Here is a 17,047-nt window from a genome sequence, read left to right as displayed (position 1 = left end):
GTAGCACAATTGAGATTTCCACAGCGCCACCTCTTAGTATTACTTATATGTTGAACCTGGAGCGCCTGCGAACCCTCGACGCCCTCGCCCGGCACGGCTCGGTCAGCGCGGCGGCCGAGGCGCTGCACGTCACGACGTCCGCGGTCTCCCAGCAGCTGGGCAAACTGGAGCGGGAGGTCGGCCAGCGGCTCCTGGCCAAGAACGGGCGGGGCGTCAGGCTCACCGACGGCGGCCGGCTGCTCGCCGAGCACGCGGCGCGCATCCTCTCCCAGGTGGAGCTCGCCCAGTCAGACCTGGAGGCGCACCGGGGCCAGGTCGCCGGAGAGCTGCGGCTGTCGGCGTTCCCGACCGCCGCACGGGGCCTGTTCCCCACCGCCCTCGCCGACCTGCGCGCCCGGCACCCGGCGCTGCGGGTGCGCTCCGGTGAGCTGGAGCCGGAGAACGGCATCGCCGCAGTGGTGCGCGGCGACCTGGACCTCGCGGTCGTGCTCGACTGGTACAACAAGCCGATGCCGGTGCCCGACGGCCTGGTCAAGGCACCCCTGCTCGACGACCCCGCCGACGTGGCGATGCCGGTCGGCCACCCGCTCGCGGACCGCGACGAGGTGGACCTCGGGGAGTTCGCCGAGGACGAGTGGATCACCTGGGGCGAGGGCGAGTTCTGCCACGAGTGGCTGATGTTCACGCTGCGTTCGCGCGGCGTCGAGCCGATCATCGGCCACCGCGCCGCCGAGACCCACACCCAACTGGGCCTGGTCGCCGCCGGGCTCGGCGTGTGCATCGTGCCGGTGCTGGGCCGCCACCCGGTGCCCCCCGGCGTCGTCACGGTGCCGCTCAAGCAGCGGGTGCGCCGCCATGTGTACGTCGTCTGGCGCGCGGACGCCGACCGCCGCCCGTCCATCCGCGCGGCGGTCGAGGCGCTGCGGGCGGCGGCCGGGCAGGTCGGCTGAACCGCCCCGGCGGCCTTACGCGGGCCCCAGCTTGCTGAAGTCCCAGGAGACGATCTTGTCCGGCGTCAGCCGTGCCCAGGCGTGCCGCCCGTCGTGGGGCATCTCGTCCAGGCCGAAGTTCTTGCGCGCGAACAGCGTCTCCGCGGTGTCCAGTTCGGCGCACAGCTCCCCGATGCGCGGCACCTCGCCCACGAACTCCATCGTGCCGGTCAGTTCGACGCCGCGCAGCTGGTCGTACTCCTCGCCCGAGTCGACGACGATCGCCACCCGGGGATCGCGGCTGAGGTCCGTCCAGCGCTTGCTGCGCACCACCGAGTACAGCCACAGCGACACGCCGTCCCAGGCGTACCACAGGGCACTCACGTGCGGTGCGCCGTTCGCCGACACGGTGGCGACCCGGCAGGTGCGCTGAGTGGTGAGGAACTCGTCCACCTCCCCCGTCGTCATCATGATCTTCCGGCCCCGGCGCTGAGTGGCAGTCATGCGTCCCCCTCTTCTCCCACGTCGTGCCAGAGGAGACGGTCCGGGTCCTGTCCGGTGCCTAGATCCTCTGACATCACGTCAGAAAAGAATGAGTCGTCTTCCCCTCGGACGCAATGCCGGTTAGTCTCGCCCGCCCCGAACTCCCGAGAAAGGGCGCGAAAATGGCTTCGCACGAGCAGCTCGGTGAAGTCCTCGACCCCGCGAGCACCGTCCTGCTCACCGTGGAGTGCCAGCAGGGCGTGGTCGGCCCGGACAGCGCACTGCCCGAACTCGCCCGTCAGGCCCGCTCCTCCGGAGCCCTCGGCAACATCGCCCGGCTGGTCGCCGCCGCGCACGAAAGCGGCGTCCAGGTGATCCACGCCGTCGCCGAACGCCGCCCCGACGGCCGGGCCGCCAGCCGCAACGCCCGTCTGTTCCGTGCCGCCGAACGGCTGCCGGTGCAGCAGCTGTCCGGCACCTCGGCGGTGCGTGTCGCGGCGCCGATCGAGGTCACCGAGGAGGACATCGTCGTACGACGGCTGCACGGTCTCTCGCCGGTGCAGGGCACCGAGGTCGACGCACTGCTGCGCAACCTGGACTGCCGCACACTGGTCGTCACCGGGGTCTCGGCCAACGTGGCGATCCCCAACACCGTGTTCGACGCGGTCAACCTCGGCTACACCGTTGTCGTGCCCGCCGACGCCATCGCGGGGGTGCCCGCCGACTACACCCCCGCGATGGTCCGCAACACCCTCGCGCTGGTCGCCACGGTCGCGACCACGGACGAGGTGCTCGGCTGCCTCAAGCGGCCGCGCCGCCGGGGCTGACGCCAACGTTCACGCCAGCTTGATCTCGTCCCCGGAGACGGTGATGTTCGCGGCGGCCAGCGGCTGCGTCGCGGGCCCCTGCTTCACACTTCCGTCGGCGGCGGAGAAGTGGCTGTTGTGGCACGGACAGACGATCACGCCGCCTGCGACGCTGCCCACCGCGCACCCCGCGTGGGTGCACTTGGACGAGAACGCCTTGTACGTGCCCGCGGTCGGCTGGGTGACGACGACGCCCTGGTCCTTGAAGATCTTGCCACCGCCCTCGGGGATGTCCGAGGTCTTGGCGAGCGCGGCGCCACCGGCGCTGCCGCCGCTCGCCTGCGCGCTGGGTGAGCCGCCGGTGCCGGCACCGGCGGCGGCACCGGCCGATCCCGTCGTTCCGGTGGACCCGGCCGCGCCGGAGGAGTCCGACGACTTGTCGTCCGACCCGCAGGCGGTCAGCGCGGCGGCGAGTCCCGCCGCTCCGGCCGCCGCCACGACGGTACGACGGGCCGGACCCGCTGCGGGAGTGGGCGATGCGCTGGTCATGAGGGATTCCCTTCCGCGGAGCTTTCGTGATCCGTCCAGGGGTACGGTCTCGGGGCACCACCTGTTCAGACGGCATCGAGATCCTGTCTTCCTGGAGATGAGGCGAACGTAAACCACAGCTGTCGTTCCGCTGTCGGTGCGGGCATCTCCGCAGCCTGAGTAACCTGGGGCGATGCTCAAGGAAGTCATCGCGACCCGCTACGTCACGCCCCTGCGTGAGGGCGGTTCGCTGCCGGGGCTCGTCGAGGCCGACGACTTCGGGACGTACGTCATGAAGTTCACCGGCGCCGGCCAGGGCCGCAAGACGCTGGTGGCCGAGGTCGTCTGCGGCGAACTGGCCCGGCGTCTCGGCCTCCGGATGCCCCGGCTGGTGACGATCGACCTCGACCCGGTCCTGGGGCTCGGCGAACCCGACCAGCAGGTGCAGGAACTGCTCAGGTCCAGCGGCGGCACCAACCTCGGCATGGACTTCCTCTCCGGTGCCCTCGGCTTCGACCCGCTCGCCTTCACGGTGAGCAGCGAGGAGGCCGGGCGGATCGTCTGGTTCGACGCGCTCGTGAACAACGTCGACCGCTCCTGGCGCAACCCCAACCTGCTGATGCACGGGGGAGAGCTGTGGCTCATCGACCACGGAGCCACCATGATCTGGCACCACAACTGGCCTTCCGCCGAGACCTCCGCGGGCCGTCCGTACGACGCCTCGGACCACGCCCTCGCGCGCTTCGCGCCCGATGTCCGCTCGGCTGCCGCCGCGTTGGCGCCCCTGGTCACCGAGGAACTCCTCGCCGAGGTCACCGCCGAGATCCCCGACGCCTGGCTGGCCGGTGAACCCGGCTTCGCCACCCCGGACGATCTCCGGCGGGCCTATGCGCGTCCGCTGCTCACGCGGGCCGCCGGCATCCACGAGCGCGTCAGCGGCATCGACGGCATCCACGGCATCGAGGGGGACAAGTGACCGAGCGCCACATCACCCGGGCGGGCCAGGGCGGAGACCGCGACGTCTTCGAGTACGCGCTGATCAAGGTCGTACCCCGCGTCGAGCGGGGCGAGTGCATCAATGCGGGAGTCGTCGTCTATTGCCGCGCGCAGGCGTACGTCGGCGCCCGTACCCACCTCGACGAGGCCCGGCTGCTGGCCCTCGATCCGGATGCGGACGTGGCGGGTGTGCGGGCCGCGCTGGGCGCCGTCGAGGGCGTGTGCGCCGGGGGCGGGGCGGCCGGGCAGGCCGCGGGGGACGACGCCGGGCGGCGCTTCCGCTGGCTGATCGCGCCCCGCTCGACGGTCGTGCGGCCCGGGCCCGTGCACACGGGGCTGACGACGGATCCGGCGGGCGAGGCGGAGCGGTTGCTGGACCTCCTGGTGAGGTAATGGATCACACGCACCCTGTGTGCCGTTGACACCGGGTGCCAGGGCTTCTAGCGTCACGTGTGTCGAAGGTACTAAGCGGTCGCTCACCCATCGGGCGTACCTTCTCTAGGGCGAGGAGAAACAGCAATGTCCACCACTGAGCAGCGGGTCGCCGTAGTCACCGGCGCCGCGCGCGGCATCGGCGCCGCCACCGCCGTACGACTGGCCGCCGAGGGCCGCGCGGTCGCCGTGATCGACCTCGACGAGGCCGCCTGCAAGGACACCGTGGAGAAGATCACCGCGGCCGGCGGCAAGGCCATCGCGGTCGGCGCCGACGTCTCCGACGAGGCGCAGGTCGAGGCCGCCATCGCGCGCGTCGTCGAGGAACTGGGCGCCCCGACGATCCTGGTCAACAACGCGGGTGTGCTCCGTGACAACCTGCTGTTCAAGATGACCGCCTCGGACTGGGACACCGTCCTGAACGTGCACCTGCGCGGCTCCTTCCTGATGACCAAGGCCGTCCAGAAGCACATGGTGGACGCGGGCTTCGGCCGCGTCGTCAACCTGTCCTCCTCCTCCGCGCTCGGCAACCGCGGCCAGGCCAACTACTCCGCCGCCAAGGCGGGTCTCCAAGGCTTCACCAAGACCCTCGCCATCGAGCTGGGCAAGTTCGGCATCACCGCCAACGCCGTCGCCCCCGGCTTCATCGCCACCGAGATGACCAAGGCCACGGCCGAGCGCGTCAAGATGGGCTTCGAGGAGTTCAAGGCCGCCGCCGCCACCCAGATCCCGGTGCAGCGCGTGGGCGAGCCCGAGGACATCGCCAACGCCATCGCGTTCTTCACGGGTGAGGCCGCCGGCTTTGTCTCCGGCCAGGTCCTGTACGTCGCCGGCGGACCGCTGAACTAGGAACACTGGGGACCACGGACATGACTGAACTTCCTGAACTCTCCGGCCGGGTCGCCCTCGTCACGGGCGCCAGCCGCGGCATCGGGTACGGCGTCGCCGAGGCGCTGGTCGCGCGCGGCGACCGGGTGTGCATCACCGGCCGCAACGAGGATGCCCTGAAGGAGGCCGTCGATCAGCTCGGCGCCGAACGGGTCATCGGCGTCGCCGGCAAGGCGCACGACCTCGCCCACCAGGCCGAGGCCGTCGAGCGCACGATGGAGGCCTTCGGCCGCGTCGACTTCCTGGTCAACAACGCCGGTACGAACCCGGTGTTCGGGCCGATCGCCGACCTCGACCTGGATGTCGCGCGCAAGGTGTTCGAGACCAACGTGATCTCGGCGCTCGGCTTCGCGCAGAAGACCTGGCACGCCTGGCAGAAGGACAACGGCGGCGCGATCGTCAACATCGCCTCGGTCGCGGGCCTCGCGCCCTCGCCGTTCATCGGCGCCTACGGCGTCAGCAAGGCCGCGATGATCAACCTGACCCAGCAGCTGGCGCACGAGTTCGCGCCCAAGGTGCGGGTCAACGCCATCGCCCCGGCCGTCGTGAAGACCAAGTTCGCGCAGGCACTGTACGAGGGCCGGGAGGAGGAGGCGGCCGCCGCCTACCCGCTCGCCCGGCTCGGTGTGCCCTCCGACATCGGCGGCGCCGCCGCCTTCCTGACCTCGGCGCAGTCCGACTGGATCACCGGGCAGACGCTCGTGGTCGACGGCGGCATCTTCCTGAACGCCGGCGTGGCCTGACGGCGACCGCCTCATGCGCTCCGGGCGCCGTTCCCCAGGGGGAGCGGCGCCCGTTCTCGCGTCGCACGGGCTCCGGACAATGGCGATGACAACGTCGTCATAGCACAGTGGATCAAGGAGCCTGGTCACAGGGTGGTTCAGGGGGCGTGACGCTGCGGTATGGTCTGCCGACCCTTGGTATGGCAGATCGAGGAGCGTGCGCGTGTTCAAGCGGAACCGAGGCCTGCAGAAGGTGGCTGCGGTCCTGTCCATATCCCTGGTGGCCGGCTGCGGAATCCTCTCCGACGGTGGCCAGGACAGCGGCGGGCCGATCGTGGTGGGCACCACGAGCGCGCCCAGCACCCTGGATCCGGCCGCCTCCTGGGACCAGTCCTGGGAACTCTTCCGCAACATCTACCAGACCCTGCTCAACTACCCTGTCGGCGCGACCACTCCGCAGCCCGACGCGGCCGAGAGCTGCCGGTTCTCGGCGTCCAACACCGTCTACACCTGCAAGCTCCGCCCGGACCTGACGTTCTCCAACGGGCACAAACTGGATGCTCAGGCCGTCAAGTACTCGTTCGACCGGATCAAGAAGATCAACGTCAGCACCGGCCCCGCCGGGCTGCTGGCCGGCCTCGACCGGGTCCAGGCGGTGGGCGACCGCGAGGTCGTCTTCCACCTGAACAAGCCCGACGCCACGTTCCCGTTCGTGCTGGCCACGCCCGGCATGTCGATCGTGGACCCCGCGGAGTACTCCAAGGACGCGCTGCGCAAGGACGGCCAGGTGGTCGGGTCCGGGCCGTACGACCTGAAGTCCTACCAGCAGGGCAAGGAGGCCGTGCTCGTCGCGAACAAGAGCTACAAGGGCTTCGCGAAGCGCGAGAACGACGCGGTGACCATCCGCTACTACCAGGATTCTCGGCTGCTGGCCAGTGACCTGCGTGACAAGAAGATCGACGTCATCTTCCGCGGCCTCGCCGCCGACGACATCATCTCCTTCCAGAGCCAGGGCAGCAAGGACATCGATCTCCTCGACGGATCGAGCAACGAGATCGAGTACCTGGTGTTCAACCCCAAGGACCCGTGGGCCCGCAAGACTCCCGTGCGGAAAGCCATCGCCCAGCTCATCAACCGCAGCGAGATCGTCCACCAGGTCTACAAGGACACCGTCCAACCGCTCTACTCCATGGTCCCCGCCGGCCTGACCGGGCACTCCTCCGTCTTCTTCGACGACTTCGGGGACCCCAGCGTCACCAAGGCCCGCAAGATCCTCACAGACGCGGGCATCACCCAGAAGGTGCCTCTCACGCTCTGGTACACCACCGACCGCTACGGCTCGGCGACGGCTAAGGAGTTCCAGGAGATCAAGAGCCAGCTGGAGGCCTCCGGCCTGTTCACCGTCACCCTGCACGGTGCCCCCTGGAACACCTATGTGGAGGGCTACCGGAAGGGCCAGTACCCGGTGTTCGGGCGCGGGTGGTCCCCCGACTTCCCCGACGCCGACAACTTCATCGCGCCGTTCGTCGGCAACCAGAACGCCGTCGGCACGCCCTACTCGGCACCCAAGATCACTGACGACCTGCTGCCCCGCTCCCGTCGGGAGGCCGACCGTGGCCGTGTGGTGAAGGAGTTCCAGGAGGCCCAGACGATCCTGGCGAACGACGTGCGGCTGCTGCCGCTGTGGCAGGGCAAGCAGTACCTGGCCGTGAGCGACGACATCTCCGGCGCCGAGCGCTCGGTCGACCCGTCCACGATCATGATGATGTGGGAGCTGTTCCGGAAGACCAGCTGGTAGCGGAGGCGTTCTCCGAGGACGGGGCACCGTTGTCAGTGGTCGCCTGTAGGTTCTGAGACCTGGAAGTGACCGCACATCGTGAGGACGTTGACGTGACCGACATCGCCATGCTGCCCGAGTCCTGGCGCGGGATTCTGGGCGACGAGCTTCAGCAGCCCTACTTCAAGGAGCTGACCGAGTTCGTCGAGGAGGAGCGGTCGAAGGGTCCCGTTCATCCGCCGCGCGAGGAGGTCTTCGCCGCGCTGGACGCCACGCCGTACGAGAAGGTGAAGGTCCTGATCCTCGGTCAGGACCCCTACCACGGCGAGGGCCAGGGCCACGGCCTGTGCTTCTCGGTCCGGCCCGGCGTGCGGATCCCGCCGTCCCTGCGCAACATCTACAAGGAGATGCACGAGGAGCTGGGCACGCCGGTCCCGGACAACGGCTATCTGATGCCGTGGGCCCAGCAGGGCGTCCTGCTGCTGAACGCGGTGCTCACCGTCCGCGGCGGCGAGGCCAACTCGCACAAGGGGCGGGGCTGGGAGCGGTTCACGGACGCGGTGATCCGCGCGGTGGCCGGCCGGCCCGACCCGGCGGTCTTCGTGCTGTGGGGCAACTACGCGCAGAAGAAGCTGCCGCTGATCGACGCCGAGCGGCACGCCGTGGTGAAGGGCGCGCACCCCTCGCCGCTGTCGGCCAAGAAGTTCTTCGGTTCCCGTCCGTTCACGCAGATCAACGAGGCCGTCGCCGCCCAGGGCCACGCCCCGATCGACTGGAGCATCCCGAACCTCGGCTGACCGCGGCCGGGCGGTCCCGTGTCGTACGGGGCCGCCTGACCGGGTTTGCCGGTGCCGACGGTTAGCGTCGTCCGGTACAGGCCCCTACGTGTGCCCGGAGGACGCGGTGGCGGAGCGACAGGAGCAGGCGGCGCCGGACGCCGTGCTGACGCGGATCGGGCAGGTCGTGATGCTGCATCACGGCGGGGACCGCGAGGAGGCCCGGCACCGGTTCCTGGATCTGTGGGCGGAGCTGGCGGAGGACGGGGACCCGCTGCACCGCTGCACGCTGGCCCACTACCTGGCCGACACCCAGGACGACCCCTCCGACGAACTCGCCTGGGACCTGCGGGCGTTGTCGGCGGCGGAGGAACTGGCCCAGGAGCACGAGGCCGGGGACGAGAGTCCGGCCGCGGTGCGTGCCTTCTACCCCAGCCTGCACCTGAACCTCGCCGCCGACTATGTGAAACTGGGCCACTCCGAGGCCGCCCGGACCCATCTGCGACGTGCCCGAGGGGCGGCCGACGCGCTCGGCGAGGACGGCTACGGGGACGGGGTGCGGGCGGCGATCAGCCGGCTGGAGCTGCGGCTGGGGGAGGGCCCCTCCGGAGGGGAGTCCTGGGGCCCGCCGAGACAGCGGCCGACGTAGCTCCGCCCGGCCCCTGCCGGGATCAGTGCCCGTAGGCCTGGTCGCAGATGACCGCCTGCGGGCTGTCCGGGCGCCAGCCGCCGTACTGCTTGCCGAGGGCGCACACGTCCGGGTTCTTCGGCACGGACTTCGGTACGGACTGCGACGTGCTCGGGATCTTCACGCGCGGCTGCTCGGGTGGCTTGTGAGGCGGCCTGGGGGGCGTGACCTGGGGCGGCGGCTGCCGGGGCACCGCAGGGGCCGCCGGACGGCGCGGTGCGGGCGTCGCCGGGTGGCCGGGCCGGCGGGACGGGCCGACCATCTCCAGTGCCTCCCGGGCCGGCGCCTGCACGACCCGCGGCCGGGCGCTGCCGTCCGGCCGGGCGACCGAGGTCTGTGGCGGTGCCGTACCCGGCGGCGGGCCGGGCGCCGGCGGGCGCTGGACCGTCACACAGCCGGAGAGGGCCGAGACGGCCACGGTGGCCAGGAGCGCTGCGGTGGTCGTCGTTCGATGCACCCGGGCAACTCTGGTGGGTACCGGCCGGGTTGGAAACGGCACTGGGGCGGATGGTGCCCCGCACGGGTGATCTCGTACCCCGTACGGGGGGTGCGGGCGCGCCGGGGGTGACGTCAGTCGCCGGTGGCGCCGTCCAGTCGCTCGCGGACCAGGTCGGCGTGGCCGTTGTGGCGGGCGTACTCCTCGATCATGTGGGTGTAGATCCAGCGGAGGTTGAACGGCTCCCCGGTGGACCTGCCGGTGCCCACGGAGAGGTCGTCGAGACCGACCCCGGCCGCGTTCCGTCGAGCGGTCTCGATCTCGGCCTGCCAGGTGCCGTACGCCTCCTGCCAGGTGTCCGCCTCGGTGAGGTGGAACTCGCCGTCCGGGTCCTGGTCGCTGTAGTAGATCGGCCCGGGATCCTCGCCGGCCAGCACCTTGCGGAACCAGCCCCGCTCCACCTCCGCCATGTGCCGCACCAACCCCATCAGCGACAGCTCGGACGGCGGCACGGACGCCGTGCGCAACTGTTCGTCGGTCAGGCCCTCGCACTTCCAGGCCAGCGTCTGGCGGTGGTAGTCCAGCCAGCCCTCCAGCATGGTGCGTTCGTCGGCGTTCTGGGCAGGCTCTTCCCGCTTGGTCGTCATAGCCGCATCCTCGCCCAACGCGCCCGGCCCTTCCAGGCGTTTTCCGCGTCCGCCCAGTGCCCCGGTCAGCGCCCGAGCATCCCGCGCAGCAGCTCCCGCACCCCCGCCCGCACCTCCGCCAGGCTCGGCGCCTGCGCGTTGAACGACCCGGCCACGCACGAGAACATCAGCCCGTCCGCCCAGCCGGCCAGCGACAGCACGTGCCGGGCGGGGTCCGTCGAGCCGGCCGCGGTGAGCATGGCGGAGAGCTGGTCGCGGAAGACGGCGCCCGTCGCGTCGTAGAAGGCGCGCAGTTCGGGCCGGCGGGTCGCCTCCAGAGCCAGTTCGTAACGGGCGACGAGCAGGTCGCGGTTGCGGGTGATCGAGCGGTGTGTGGCCAGGGCCAGGGCGTCCGCCAGCGCGTCGAGCCCGGCGCGCGGGTCCGGCATCTCGTCCAGGGCCAGCACCCGCGCCTCCCGCTCGGCGTGCCTGCGCACCGCCAGCTCCAGCAGCGCCTGCCGGGTGCGGGCCACGTTGGACGTGGAACCCTGTGGCAGCTCCGCGGCCTCGTCGACCGCCCGGTGCGTCAGCCCGCGCATACCGCGTGAGGCGAGCAGGGCGAGGGCGGTGTCGGCGACGAGGTCGGCGCGGGAGGCGCCCGCGGGGTGTACGGACATGCCGGTCAACCTACCGTCCGGACTACGTCTGTAGTCAGTCAGCCCTACCGCCCTGACTACACCTGTAGTACGGTCGAGGTACTGCTTCACTACGCCTGTAGTGCGCGGTGCGCCGCGCCGGAGGAGGAGCCATGGCACAGTCGCGTGCCGTCGTCATCGGGGGCGGCATCGGGGGCCTGACCGCCGCGGCGGCCCTGCACCGGGACGGATGGCAGGTCACCGTGGTGGAGCGGGCCGGCTCCCTGGAGCCGGTCGGCGCGGCCATCTCGCTGGCCCCGAACGCCCTGCGCGCCCTGGACGTCCTCGGCATCGGCGAGGAGATCCGCGACCTGGCCGCCTGGCAGGGCGACGGAGGACTGCGGGCACCGCGCGGCCGCTGGCTCTCCCGCTCCGACGCCGAGGCCGCCGCCGCCCGCTTCGGCGGTCCCCTGGTCCTGCTGCACCGGGCCACCCTGGTCAGCAGCCTCGCCGCGCTGCTCCCGCCGGGCACCGTCCGCACCGCCGCCGCGGCGGTCCTCGCCGACCCCGGCGACCGCGACCGGCCCGCCCGTGTGACCACCGCCGACGACGAGCTGGAGGCCGACCTCGTGGTGGCCGCCGACGGCGTCCACTCCCGCGCGCGGAGCCTGCTGTTCCCCGGCCGGCCGGGGGCCGTGTACGCCGGGTTCACCACCTGGCGGCTCGTGCTCCCGGTACCCGGAGCCCGCTTCGCCTCGCACGAGACCTGGGGCCGGGGCCGGCTGTGGGGCACGCATCCGCTCAAGGACGGCCGGGTGTACGCGTACGCCGCCGCGACGGCCCCCGCCGGGGTGCGCGCCCCGGACGACGAACGGGCCGAGCTTCTGCGCCGGTTCGGCGACTGGCACGACCCGATCCCGGCCGTCCTCGCCGCCGCCCGCCCCAAGGACGTGCTGCGCCACGACGTCCACCACCTCGCCGAGTCACTGCCCGCCTTCCACCACGGCCGGACCGCCCTCCTCGGCGACGCCGCGCACGCCATGCCCCCGACCCTCGGACAGGGCGGCAACCAGGCCATCGAGGACGCCGTGGTCCTCGCGTGCCACGCCCGCGACCTCCCCGCCTACACGGCGGCCCGGCTGCCCCGCACGACCGCCATCGCCCGGCAGGCCGTCAGGGCCGCCCGGCTGAGCATGGCCGACGGCCGCGTGACCGTCGCCGTACGCGACACCGCGATCGCGGTGCTCTCGAAGGCCGCACCGGCGCTGTTGCTGCGCAGCTTCGACGGCATCGCCGACTGGCGGCCCCCGTATGCTTCCGGCAGGACACCGGCTGCTTCCGGCAGCACACCGGCGGGCAACCACGACAGGGAGCGCACGTGAAGGTCGGCTGCATCGGACTCGGCGACATCGCGCAGAAGGCCTACCTGCCGGTGCTGGCCACGCAGCCGGGAATCGACCTGCACCTGCACACCCGCACGCCCGCGACGCTCGCCCGGGTCGCCGACGGCCTCCACCTCCCGGCCGGCCGGCGGCACCCCACCCTGGACGCCCTGCTCACCCAGGACCTCGACGCCGCCTTCGTGCACGCGCCCACCGTTGCGCACCCCGAGATCGTCACCCGGCTGCTCGAGGCGGGCGTACCGACGTACGTCGACAAGCCGCTGGCCTACGAACTCGCCGACTCCGAGCGGCTGGTGGCGCTCGCCGAGCGGCGCGGCGTCCCGCTCGCCGTCGGCTTCAACCGGCGGTACGCCCCCGGGTACGCACAGTGTGCCGACCATCCGCGCGAGCTGATCATCATGCAGAAGAACCGGGTCGGGCTGCCGGAGGAACCGCGCGCGATGATCCTCGACGACTTCATCCACGTCGTCGACACCCTGCGGTTCCTGGTCCCGGGCCCGGTCGACGACGTGACCGTGCGCGCCCGCACGGAGGGCGGCCTGCTGTACCACGTGGTGTTGCAGCTCGCCGGGGACGGCTTCACCGCGCTCGGCGTGATGAACCGGCTCAGCGGCTCGGCGGAGGAGATCCTCGAAGTCTCCGGCCAGGACACCAAGCGCCAGGTGATCAACCTCGCCGAGATAATCGACCACAAGGGCCAGCCGACCTTGCGGCGGCGCGGCGACTGGGTGCCGGTCGCCCGGCAGCGCGGCATCGAACAGGCGGTACTGGCGTTCCTCGACGCCGTGCGCGCGGGCCAGCCGCTCAGCGCCCGGGACGCACTGGCGACTCACGAGCTGTGCGAGCGGGTGGTACGCGCGGTCCTGGAGGGGGCGTCGGGAGCGGTCTGAGGGGCCGCGGATCGTTGCTCGCGCGCGGGATGGCGTGCGGCAGTGAATGCCCGGTCGTGATCGCGGTGGCGGATGCGTGGGCCGGGTGCTCAGCGCCTGGGGGCACGGGCGACTTGCGAGTGGTGTGGGCGGGTGGTGAGCGCGGTTCTGGAGGGGGCGTCGGGGGCGGTTTGAGGGATCGCGGGTCGTTGCTGGCGCGCGGCGTGGTGTGCGTGCAGTGCATGGCCCGGTCGCGGTAGGGGGCGTGTGGGGCAGGTGGTCAGCGCCCGGGAGGCACGGGCGACTCGCGGGCTGTGCGGGCGGGTTGCACACGCGGTTGCGGCGGGGTCCTCCGGCGCTGCCTGAGGGCGCGCAGGCCTTCGGTGACGGCCAGGGTGGCGAGCACGAGCAGGGCGCCGTGGACCGGCCAGTCGCCGTAGCGGACGTACGGGGTGATGCCGTGGGCGAGGGGCACCTCGTACACCCGGGTGGTGCTCGCGTCCGTGCCGAGCCAGGGGCCGACGCGCTGCCCGGCGGGCCCGTAGACGGCGGAGACGCCGGTCAGCGTCGCGTGCACCATGGGACGGCCGGTCTCGGCGGCGCGCAGTGCGGCCAGCGAGGCGTGCTGGGCGGGTGCCCAGCTGCCCTGGAACGACGACGTCGAGGACTGGCCGAGCAGGAGGTCCGCGCCGTCCTCGGCGAGATGGCGGCTCATGTCGGGGAACGCGGTCTCGAAGCACACCAGCGGACCGACGCGCAGCCCGTGACCGACGTCCATCACGACCTGCCGGGTGCCGCGGTGCCGGTTCTCGCCCGCCGCCCTGCCCACCGAGGTGGCCCAGCCGAGCAGCGAGCGCGCGGGTATGTACTCGCCGAAGGGCACGAGCCGCATCTTGTCGTACCGCTCGCCGGTCGGGCCGTCCGGGCCGATCAGGATCGAGCTCTTGTAGATGCCGGGCTGGTCGGAGCGGCGGGCGTCCACGTTGACCAGTACGTCGGCGCCGGTCGCGCGGGACAGGGCGGCCAGCCGGCGGGCCAGGTCGGGGCGGTCGTCGAGGTCGTAGCCGACGCTGCTCTCGCCCCATACGACCAGGTCGACGTGTTGCCCGGCGAGCCGCCGGGTGAGCGCCTCCTCACGGTCGAAGCGTGCAGTCGGCCCCTTGATCACGCCGGGCTGGACGACCGCGACGCGCACCCCGCCGTCCACATGGGGCCGTGGCGACCACACCCAGGCCGCCGAGGTCGCGGCGGCCGCGGCCACCAGCGAGGCCACCGCGGGCACCCGGGACTCGCGCACCGCCACCAGCTGGGCGATCGCGACGTTCACGGCCACCACGAGGAAGCTCAGCAGCCACACCCCGCCCACTGAGGCGAGCCGCAGCGCCGGGGCCACCTGCCACTGCGTGGCGCCGAGCATGCCCCATGGCCCGCCCAGCCCCTGCCAGGAACGCACCAGCTCCACCCCCAGCCAGGCCGACGGCAGCACCAGCACCGCGGCCAGACCCCGGCCGGGCCCGGGCCCGCCATCCGCCGGCCGGTCACCGAGGAACCGGCGCGTCAGCCAGCCCCACGGCACCCAGAGGGCACCCAGCAGGGCGGCCAGCAGGAAGATGAACACGTTCAGGCTCGGCAGCAGCCAGTGGTGCACCGCCACCATGAACCCGAACCCGCCGCACCAGCCGTCGTACGCCGCCCGCCGCCCGGTAGGCGCCGTGCGCGCGATCAGAAGCCACGGGACCAGCGCGACGAACGCGAACCACCACAGCGAGGGCGCGGGGAACGCGAACACGGGCAGGGCACCCACGAGCGCGGCGGCGACGGAGCGCCGCCACGAGGAGGCGAGCCAGCGGTCGAACATGTTCATAGATCGCCTACCTACCCAGTGGACGGCAGCATGTGCACACCGATTACCGGCGGGTGGCTCCAGTGTGCGCGCCGAAACGGGATCTCGGACAGGAGACCTGGACTCAGCCCGCCGCCGGGGCCGGCCGCGGGTCGGGGAGGCGGCGCCACTTCTCCTGGACGACGACCTCGCGCAGGCGCCAGCCGTCGGCCGTGCGCAGCAGGGCGAAGGTGTAGCGCCCGCCGCACACGAGATCCGGCACGGTGGACCCGCCGGCGCCGCCCGCGAACCGCATCGGATTGACGTAGTCGGCCTGCACCCGGGCGGTGTCCCCGGTGTCCTGCTCCAGAACGCCGAACCGCACCCGCCGGTTGACGATCAGGTGCTGCCGCATGGCGAACAGTCCCAGATTCTCCGCGAGCCACCCGGCGATCTGCCCCGCGTCCCCCTCGATGCCGCCGGCGCTGCGGTAGTCCGCCCGCCCGTCCGCCGTGAACAGCCCGCGGTAGGCCGTCCAGTCACCGTCGTCCACGGCCACCGCGTAGTCGGTCACCAGCCCGTCCACGGCCAGCCGGTCCATCACGGTCGCGAGCTCCACACGCTGCGTCATCGGCACAGTGTTGGGCAACGGGCCGAAGGAGCCAAGAGGCGTGCGGGGACACGGGGATGTTCTTCGGTGGCCGTGAGCGCTCCGCGGACGACTGACCACGGCTGATGCGGATCTCCGGTCCGCTCCTGCCGCGGTCACGCCCCGCGGCGCTGCTCCTGGACGGCCTTCATGAGTTCCTCCATGGCTGACCGGGTCTCACCGTCACGCCCGTCATCGATCGCCGCGAGAGCGGCCGCCGCGGCCTCACGGATCCGATGGGGAAGCCCGTCGGCGGCCGTGAGGCGGTAGGCGGCCTTGCGGCGCGCCATGCGCTCTGCGGCGTCCACCGCGTCGGGTCCGGACAGCGGAAAGACGGCGGCCCTGTATGCCGATATCCCGAGCACCATCATGTCCGCGACTCCGTCGGCGTATCCGAGCGCGGCGGCCCTGCCCTGGCCTTCCCGAATGGTTGCGATCATGCGACGGCGGGACAGGATCGTGCCCAGCGCGCCACCGCCTCCCAGGGAAAGGGCGCAGGCGACGGCGAGGAAGGGCCCGTCCCATGCGTAGCCGGTGAATCCTCCGAGGACCGCGAGCGCGACGGTCCACGCGGCCGCCGTCCGGGCGCTTATCTGCTCGGCTGTGGTGTCCATGACGGCAGTGTCCCAGCCGGTAGCGACAGTACCGGCGCGGGGCCTCTCCCTGTGGACCCGCGGGACGGACGACCGTACCGGGGGCAGCGCGGAGACGTGACGGAGGTCGGCGTTGGAAGGGCGGCGCGAGGCGGAGTCGCCGACTCGGTGGCGGGCGACGTGGATCAGTCGGTGGTCCACTCCACGCGTCCGGTCGCGACGTGCGAGTTCCGGCGGCAAGCGTGAAAGGCCCAGGGACGGCTCATCGGCCCGGCCCGGGGCCAAGCCTCATGGAGTCGTGACAGCCCGACCGGCCCCAGCCCTGTCTGAAGGGACGGTTCCTCGCCCGCGTCCAGAAGGACAGGCGACCTCCCAGGCCGCCTCGATCATCGGGAAGATCTCGTCCACCGCGGCCTCCGGATCGGCCGCATCACGGGCCAGCGAATAGGCGTCGATCACGAATCTCGCGATCGCCCGGCAGGCCGTCGTGGCCTGTGACGGGCCGAGATCGGCAGCGATGGCCGTGGCCAGCGACTCGGCGTGGCGCAGCCTCATCGACTCCTCGTACTTCCGCAGGGCGGGTGACTCGTCGATCATGCGCCAGACGGGGGCGGCGCTGTCCGCCGTGCAATGGCGTACCAGGGCCTGGATCTCGTGCCGCAGCGCGGGGATGAGCGGTTCGTGCGGCGCCCGGCCGGTGACCGCCTGCGTGAGGCGTTGCTCGAAGTCCTCGTCCCGCTCGAACACCAGGGCCTCTTTCGAGGCGAAGTGGGAGAAGAGCGTGGTGACGGCCACGTCGGCCTCAGCGGCCACGTCCCGGATGCCCACCGCGTCGTACCCGCGCTCCAGGAAGAGCCGCAGGGCGGTGTCAGCGATCTTCTGGCGGGTCGCGGCCTTCTTGCGCTCGCGGCGCCCCGACGGCACGGTCATGCCCTAACGCTACCAGATACAAAGGTGGAACTGTTTTTAAAAGCTAACCGTTAGTGTTA

Annotated in this window: 20 protein-coding genes; 11 read left to right on the top strand and 9 right to left on the bottom strand. The window is 71.8% G+C overall.

The window, feature by feature from the left end:
* The first annotated feature begins 47 nt into the window (after positions 1–47).
* Entirely contained in the window at positions 48–950 is a 903-nt protein-coding gene (locus ACFY01_RS07055; protein ID WP_390734613.1) for a LysR family transcriptional regulator, read from the top strand.
* Between the two features lie 15 nt (positions 951–965).
* On the opposite strand, the gene ACFY01_RS07050 is transcribed toward ACFY01_RS07055, so the two are convergent.
* Complete coding sequence (locus ACFY01_RS07050; RefSeq protein ID WP_390734612.1) at positions 966–1,433, bottom strand: pyridoxamine 5'-phosphate oxidase family protein; 468 nt, start codon at positions 1,431–1,433, stop codon at positions 966–968.
* 161 nt (positions 1,434–1,594) lie between these two features.
* On the opposite strand from ACFY01_RS07050, the gene ACFY01_RS07045 reads away from it, so the two are divergent.
* Positions 1,595–2,239: a cysteine hydrolase gene (locus tag ACFY01_RS07045; protein WP_390734611.1), complete on the top strand. Its 645-nt coding sequence runs from the start codon at positions 1,595–1,597 to the stop codon at positions 2,237–2,239.
* Between the two features lie 9 nt (positions 2,240–2,248).
* On the opposite strand, the gene ACFY01_RS07040 is transcribed toward ACFY01_RS07045, so the two are convergent.
* Positions 2,249–2,767 (bottom strand): Rieske (2Fe-2S) protein, encoded by a 519-nt coding sequence (locus tag ACFY01_RS07040; RefSeq protein WP_390734610.1) that lies wholly within the window; start codon positions 2,765–2,767, stop codon positions 2,249–2,251.
* Between the two features lie 172 nt (positions 2,768–2,939).
* Between ACFY01_RS07040 and ACFY01_RS07035 the strand changes: the two genes are divergently transcribed.
* The 7 genes from ACFY01_RS07035 (at position 2,940) to ACFY01_RS07005 (ending at position 8,986) form a co-directional block, all read left to right on the top strand.
* A complete protein-coding gene (locus ACFY01_RS07035; protein ID WP_390734609.1) occupies positions 2,940–3,722 on the top strand; it encodes a HipA family kinase in 783 nt (260 codons plus the stop codon).
* Positions 3,719–4,135, top strand: a complete 417-nt coding sequence (locus ACFY01_RS07030) for a DUF3037 domain-containing protein (protein ID WP_390734608.1) — start codon at positions 3,719–3,721, stop codon at positions 4,133–4,135. Before ACFY01_RS07035 ends, ACFY01_RS07030 begins: the two co-directional genes overlap by 4 nt.
* Positions 4,136–4,261: 126 nt before the next feature.
* The gene (gene fabG, locus ACFY01_RS07025; RefSeq protein WP_390734607.1) at positions 4,262–5,023 is read left to right on the top strand and encodes a 3-oxoacyl-ACP reductase FabG; all 762 of its coding nucleotides are present in this window, start codon (positions 4,262–4,264) and stop codon (positions 5,021–5,023) included.
* A 20-nt stretch (positions 5,024–5,043) separates the two neighbouring features.
* The gene (locus ACFY01_RS07020; RefSeq protein WP_390734606.1) at positions 5,044–5,805 is read left to right on the top strand and encodes an SDR family oxidoreductase; all 762 of its coding nucleotides are present in this window, start codon (positions 5,044–5,046) and stop codon (positions 5,803–5,805) included.
* A 196-nt stretch (positions 5,806–6,001) separates the two neighbouring features.
* The gene (locus ACFY01_RS07015) at positions 6,002–7,582 is read left to right on the top strand and encodes an ABC transporter substrate-binding protein (RefSeq protein ID WP_390734605.1); all 1,581 of its coding nucleotides are present in this window, start codon (positions 6,002–6,004) and stop codon (positions 7,580–7,582) included.
* A gap of 92 nt (positions 7,583–7,674) precedes the next feature.
* Positions 7,675–8,358 (top strand): uracil-DNA glycosylase, encoded by a 684-nt coding sequence (locus ACFY01_RS07010; protein WP_390734604.1) that lies wholly within the window; start codon positions 7,675–7,677, stop codon positions 8,356–8,358.
* A 106-nt stretch (positions 8,359–8,464) separates the two neighbouring features.
* Positions 8,465–8,986, top strand: a complete 522-nt coding sequence (locus tag ACFY01_RS07005) for a hypothetical protein (RefSeq protein WP_390734603.1) — start codon at positions 8,465–8,467, stop codon at positions 8,984–8,986.
* Positions 8,987–9,008: 22 nt separating this feature from the next.
* Here ACFY01_RS07005 and ACFY01_RS07000 read toward each other — a convergent pair whose 3' ends face one another.
* From ACFY01_RS07000 to ACFY01_RS06990, 3 genes are all read right to left on the bottom strand, one after another.
* Positions 9,009–9,482, bottom strand: a complete 474-nt coding sequence (locus ACFY01_RS07000; RefSeq protein WP_390734602.1) for a hypothetical protein — start codon at positions 9,480–9,482, stop codon at positions 9,009–9,011.
* A gap of 113 nt (positions 9,483–9,595) precedes the next feature.
* Entirely contained in the window at positions 9,596–10,108 is a 513-nt protein-coding gene (locus tag ACFY01_RS06995; RefSeq protein WP_390734601.1) for a DinB family protein, read from the bottom strand.
* Positions 10,109–10,173: 65 nt separating this feature from the next.
* Entirely contained in the window at positions 10,174–10,764 is a 591-nt protein-coding gene (locus ACFY01_RS06990; RefSeq protein WP_390734600.1) for a TetR/AcrR family transcriptional regulator, read from the bottom strand.
* Positions 10,765–10,895: 131 nt separating this feature from the next.
* Between ACFY01_RS06990 and ACFY01_RS06985 the strand changes: the two genes are divergently transcribed.
* Together ACFY01_RS06985 and ACFY01_RS06980 are read left to right on the top strand one after the other, a co-directional pair.
* On the top strand, positions 10,896–12,104 hold the full coding sequence (locus ACFY01_RS06985; RefSeq protein ID WP_390734599.1) for an FAD-dependent monooxygenase: 1,209 nt from the start codon (positions 10,896–10,898) through the stop codon (positions 12,102–12,104).
* Positions 12,101–13,015 carry a Gfo/Idh/MocA family protein gene (locus ACFY01_RS06980; protein ID WP_390734598.1) on the top strand — a complete coding sequence of 305 codons (915 nt, stop codon included), beginning with the start codon at positions 12,101–12,103 and terminating at the stop codon, positions 13,013–13,015. The genes ACFY01_RS06985 and ACFY01_RS06980 overlap by 4 nt, the downstream gene beginning before the upstream one ends.
* Before the next feature lie 259 nt (positions 13,016–13,274).
* Here ACFY01_RS06980 and lnt read toward each other — a convergent pair whose 3' ends face one another.
* The 4 genes from lnt to ACFY01_RS06960 all read right to left on the bottom strand — a co-directional run bounded on the left by lnt (position 13,275) and on the right by ACFY01_RS06960 (position 16,988).
* Positions 13,275–14,858: an apolipoprotein N-acyltransferase gene (gene lnt / locus ACFY01_RS06975; protein WP_390734597.1), complete on the bottom strand. Its 1,584-nt coding sequence runs from the start codon at positions 14,856–14,858 to the stop codon at positions 13,275–13,277.
* A 103-nt stretch (positions 14,859–14,961) separates the two neighbouring features.
* Positions 14,962–15,447 (bottom strand): nuclear transport factor 2 family protein, encoded by a 486-nt coding sequence (locus ACFY01_RS06970; RefSeq protein ID WP_390734596.1) that lies wholly within the window; start codon positions 15,445–15,447, stop codon positions 14,962–14,964.
* Positions 15,448–15,581: 134 nt separating this feature from the next.
* Entirely contained in the window at positions 15,582–16,079 is a 498-nt protein-coding gene (locus ACFY01_RS06965; RefSeq protein WP_390734595.1) for a hypothetical protein, read from the bottom strand.
* Positions 16,080–16,346: 267 nt separating this feature from the next.
* Entirely contained in the window at positions 16,347–16,988 is a 642-nt protein-coding gene (locus tag ACFY01_RS06960) for a TetR/AcrR family transcriptional regulator (protein ID WP_390734594.1), read from the bottom strand.
* Positions 16,989–17,047 lie beyond the last annotated feature (59 nt).

Source organism: Streptomyces sp. NPDC001480 (genome assembly GCF_042894725.1).
In the GTDB taxonomy this organism is placed as follows: domain Bacteria; phylum Actinomycetota; class Actinomycetes; order Streptomycetales; family Streptomycetaceae; genus Streptomyces.
The sequence above is the reverse complement of the archived record's forward strand: the minus strand, read 5'-3'. Positions and strand labels throughout refer to the sequence as shown.

Bases quoted from the DNA above. Each gene is read 5' to 3' on its own strand.
- ACFY01_RS07055 (WP_390734613.1), top strand. From the start codon at position 48: ATGTTGAACCTGGAGCGCCTGCGAACCCTCGACGCCCTCGCCCGGCAC.
- ACFY01_RS07050 (WP_390734612.1), bottom strand. From the start codon at position 1,433: ATGACTGCCACTCAGCGCCGGGGCCGGAAGATCATGATGACGACGGGG.
- ACFY01_RS07045 (WP_390734611.1), top strand. From the start codon at position 1,595: ATGGCTTCGCACGAGCAGCTCGGTGAAGTCCTCGACCCCGCGAGCACC.
- ACFY01_RS07040 (WP_390734610.1), bottom strand. From the start codon at position 2,767: ATGACCAGCGCATCGCCCACTCCCGCAGCGGGTCCGGCCCGTCGTACC.
- ACFY01_RS07035 (WP_390734609.1), top strand. From the start codon at position 2,940: ATGCTCAAGGAAGTCATCGCGACCCGCTACGTCACGCCCCTGCGTGAG.
- fabG (WP_390734607.1), top strand. From the start codon at position 4,262: ATGTCCACCACTGAGCAGCGGGTCGCCGTAGTCACCGGCGCCGCGCGC.
- ACFY01_RS07020 (WP_390734606.1), top strand. From the start codon at position 5,044: ATGACTGAACTTCCTGAACTCTCCGGCCGGGTCGCCCTCGTCACGGGC.
- ACFY01_RS06995 (WP_390734601.1), bottom strand. From the start codon at position 10,108: ATGACGACCAAGCGGGAAGAGCCTGCCCAGAACGCCGACGAACGCACC.
- ACFY01_RS06990 (WP_390734600.1), bottom strand. From the start codon at position 10,764: ATGTCCGTACACCCCGCGGGCGCCTCCCGCGCCGACCTCGTCGCCGAC.
- ACFY01_RS06985 (WP_390734599.1), top strand. From the start codon at position 10,896: ATGGCACAGTCGCGTGCCGTCGTCATCGGGGGCGGCATCGGGGGCCTG.
- lnt (WP_390734597.1), bottom strand. From the start codon at position 14,858: ATGAACATGTTCGACCGCTGGCTCGCCTCCTCGTGGCGGCGCTCCGTC.
- ACFY01_RS06970 (WP_390734596.1), bottom strand. From the start codon at position 15,447: ATGACGCAGCGTGTGGAGCTCGCGACCGTGATGGACCGGCTGGCCGTG.
- ACFY01_RS06965 (WP_390734595.1), bottom strand. From the start codon at position 16,079: ATGGACACCACAGCCGAGCAGATAAGCGCCCGGACGGCGGCCGCGTGG.
- ACFY01_RS06960 (WP_390734594.1), bottom strand. From the start codon at position 16,988: ATGACCGTGCCGTCGGGGCGCCGCGAGCGCAAGAAGGCCGCGACCCGC.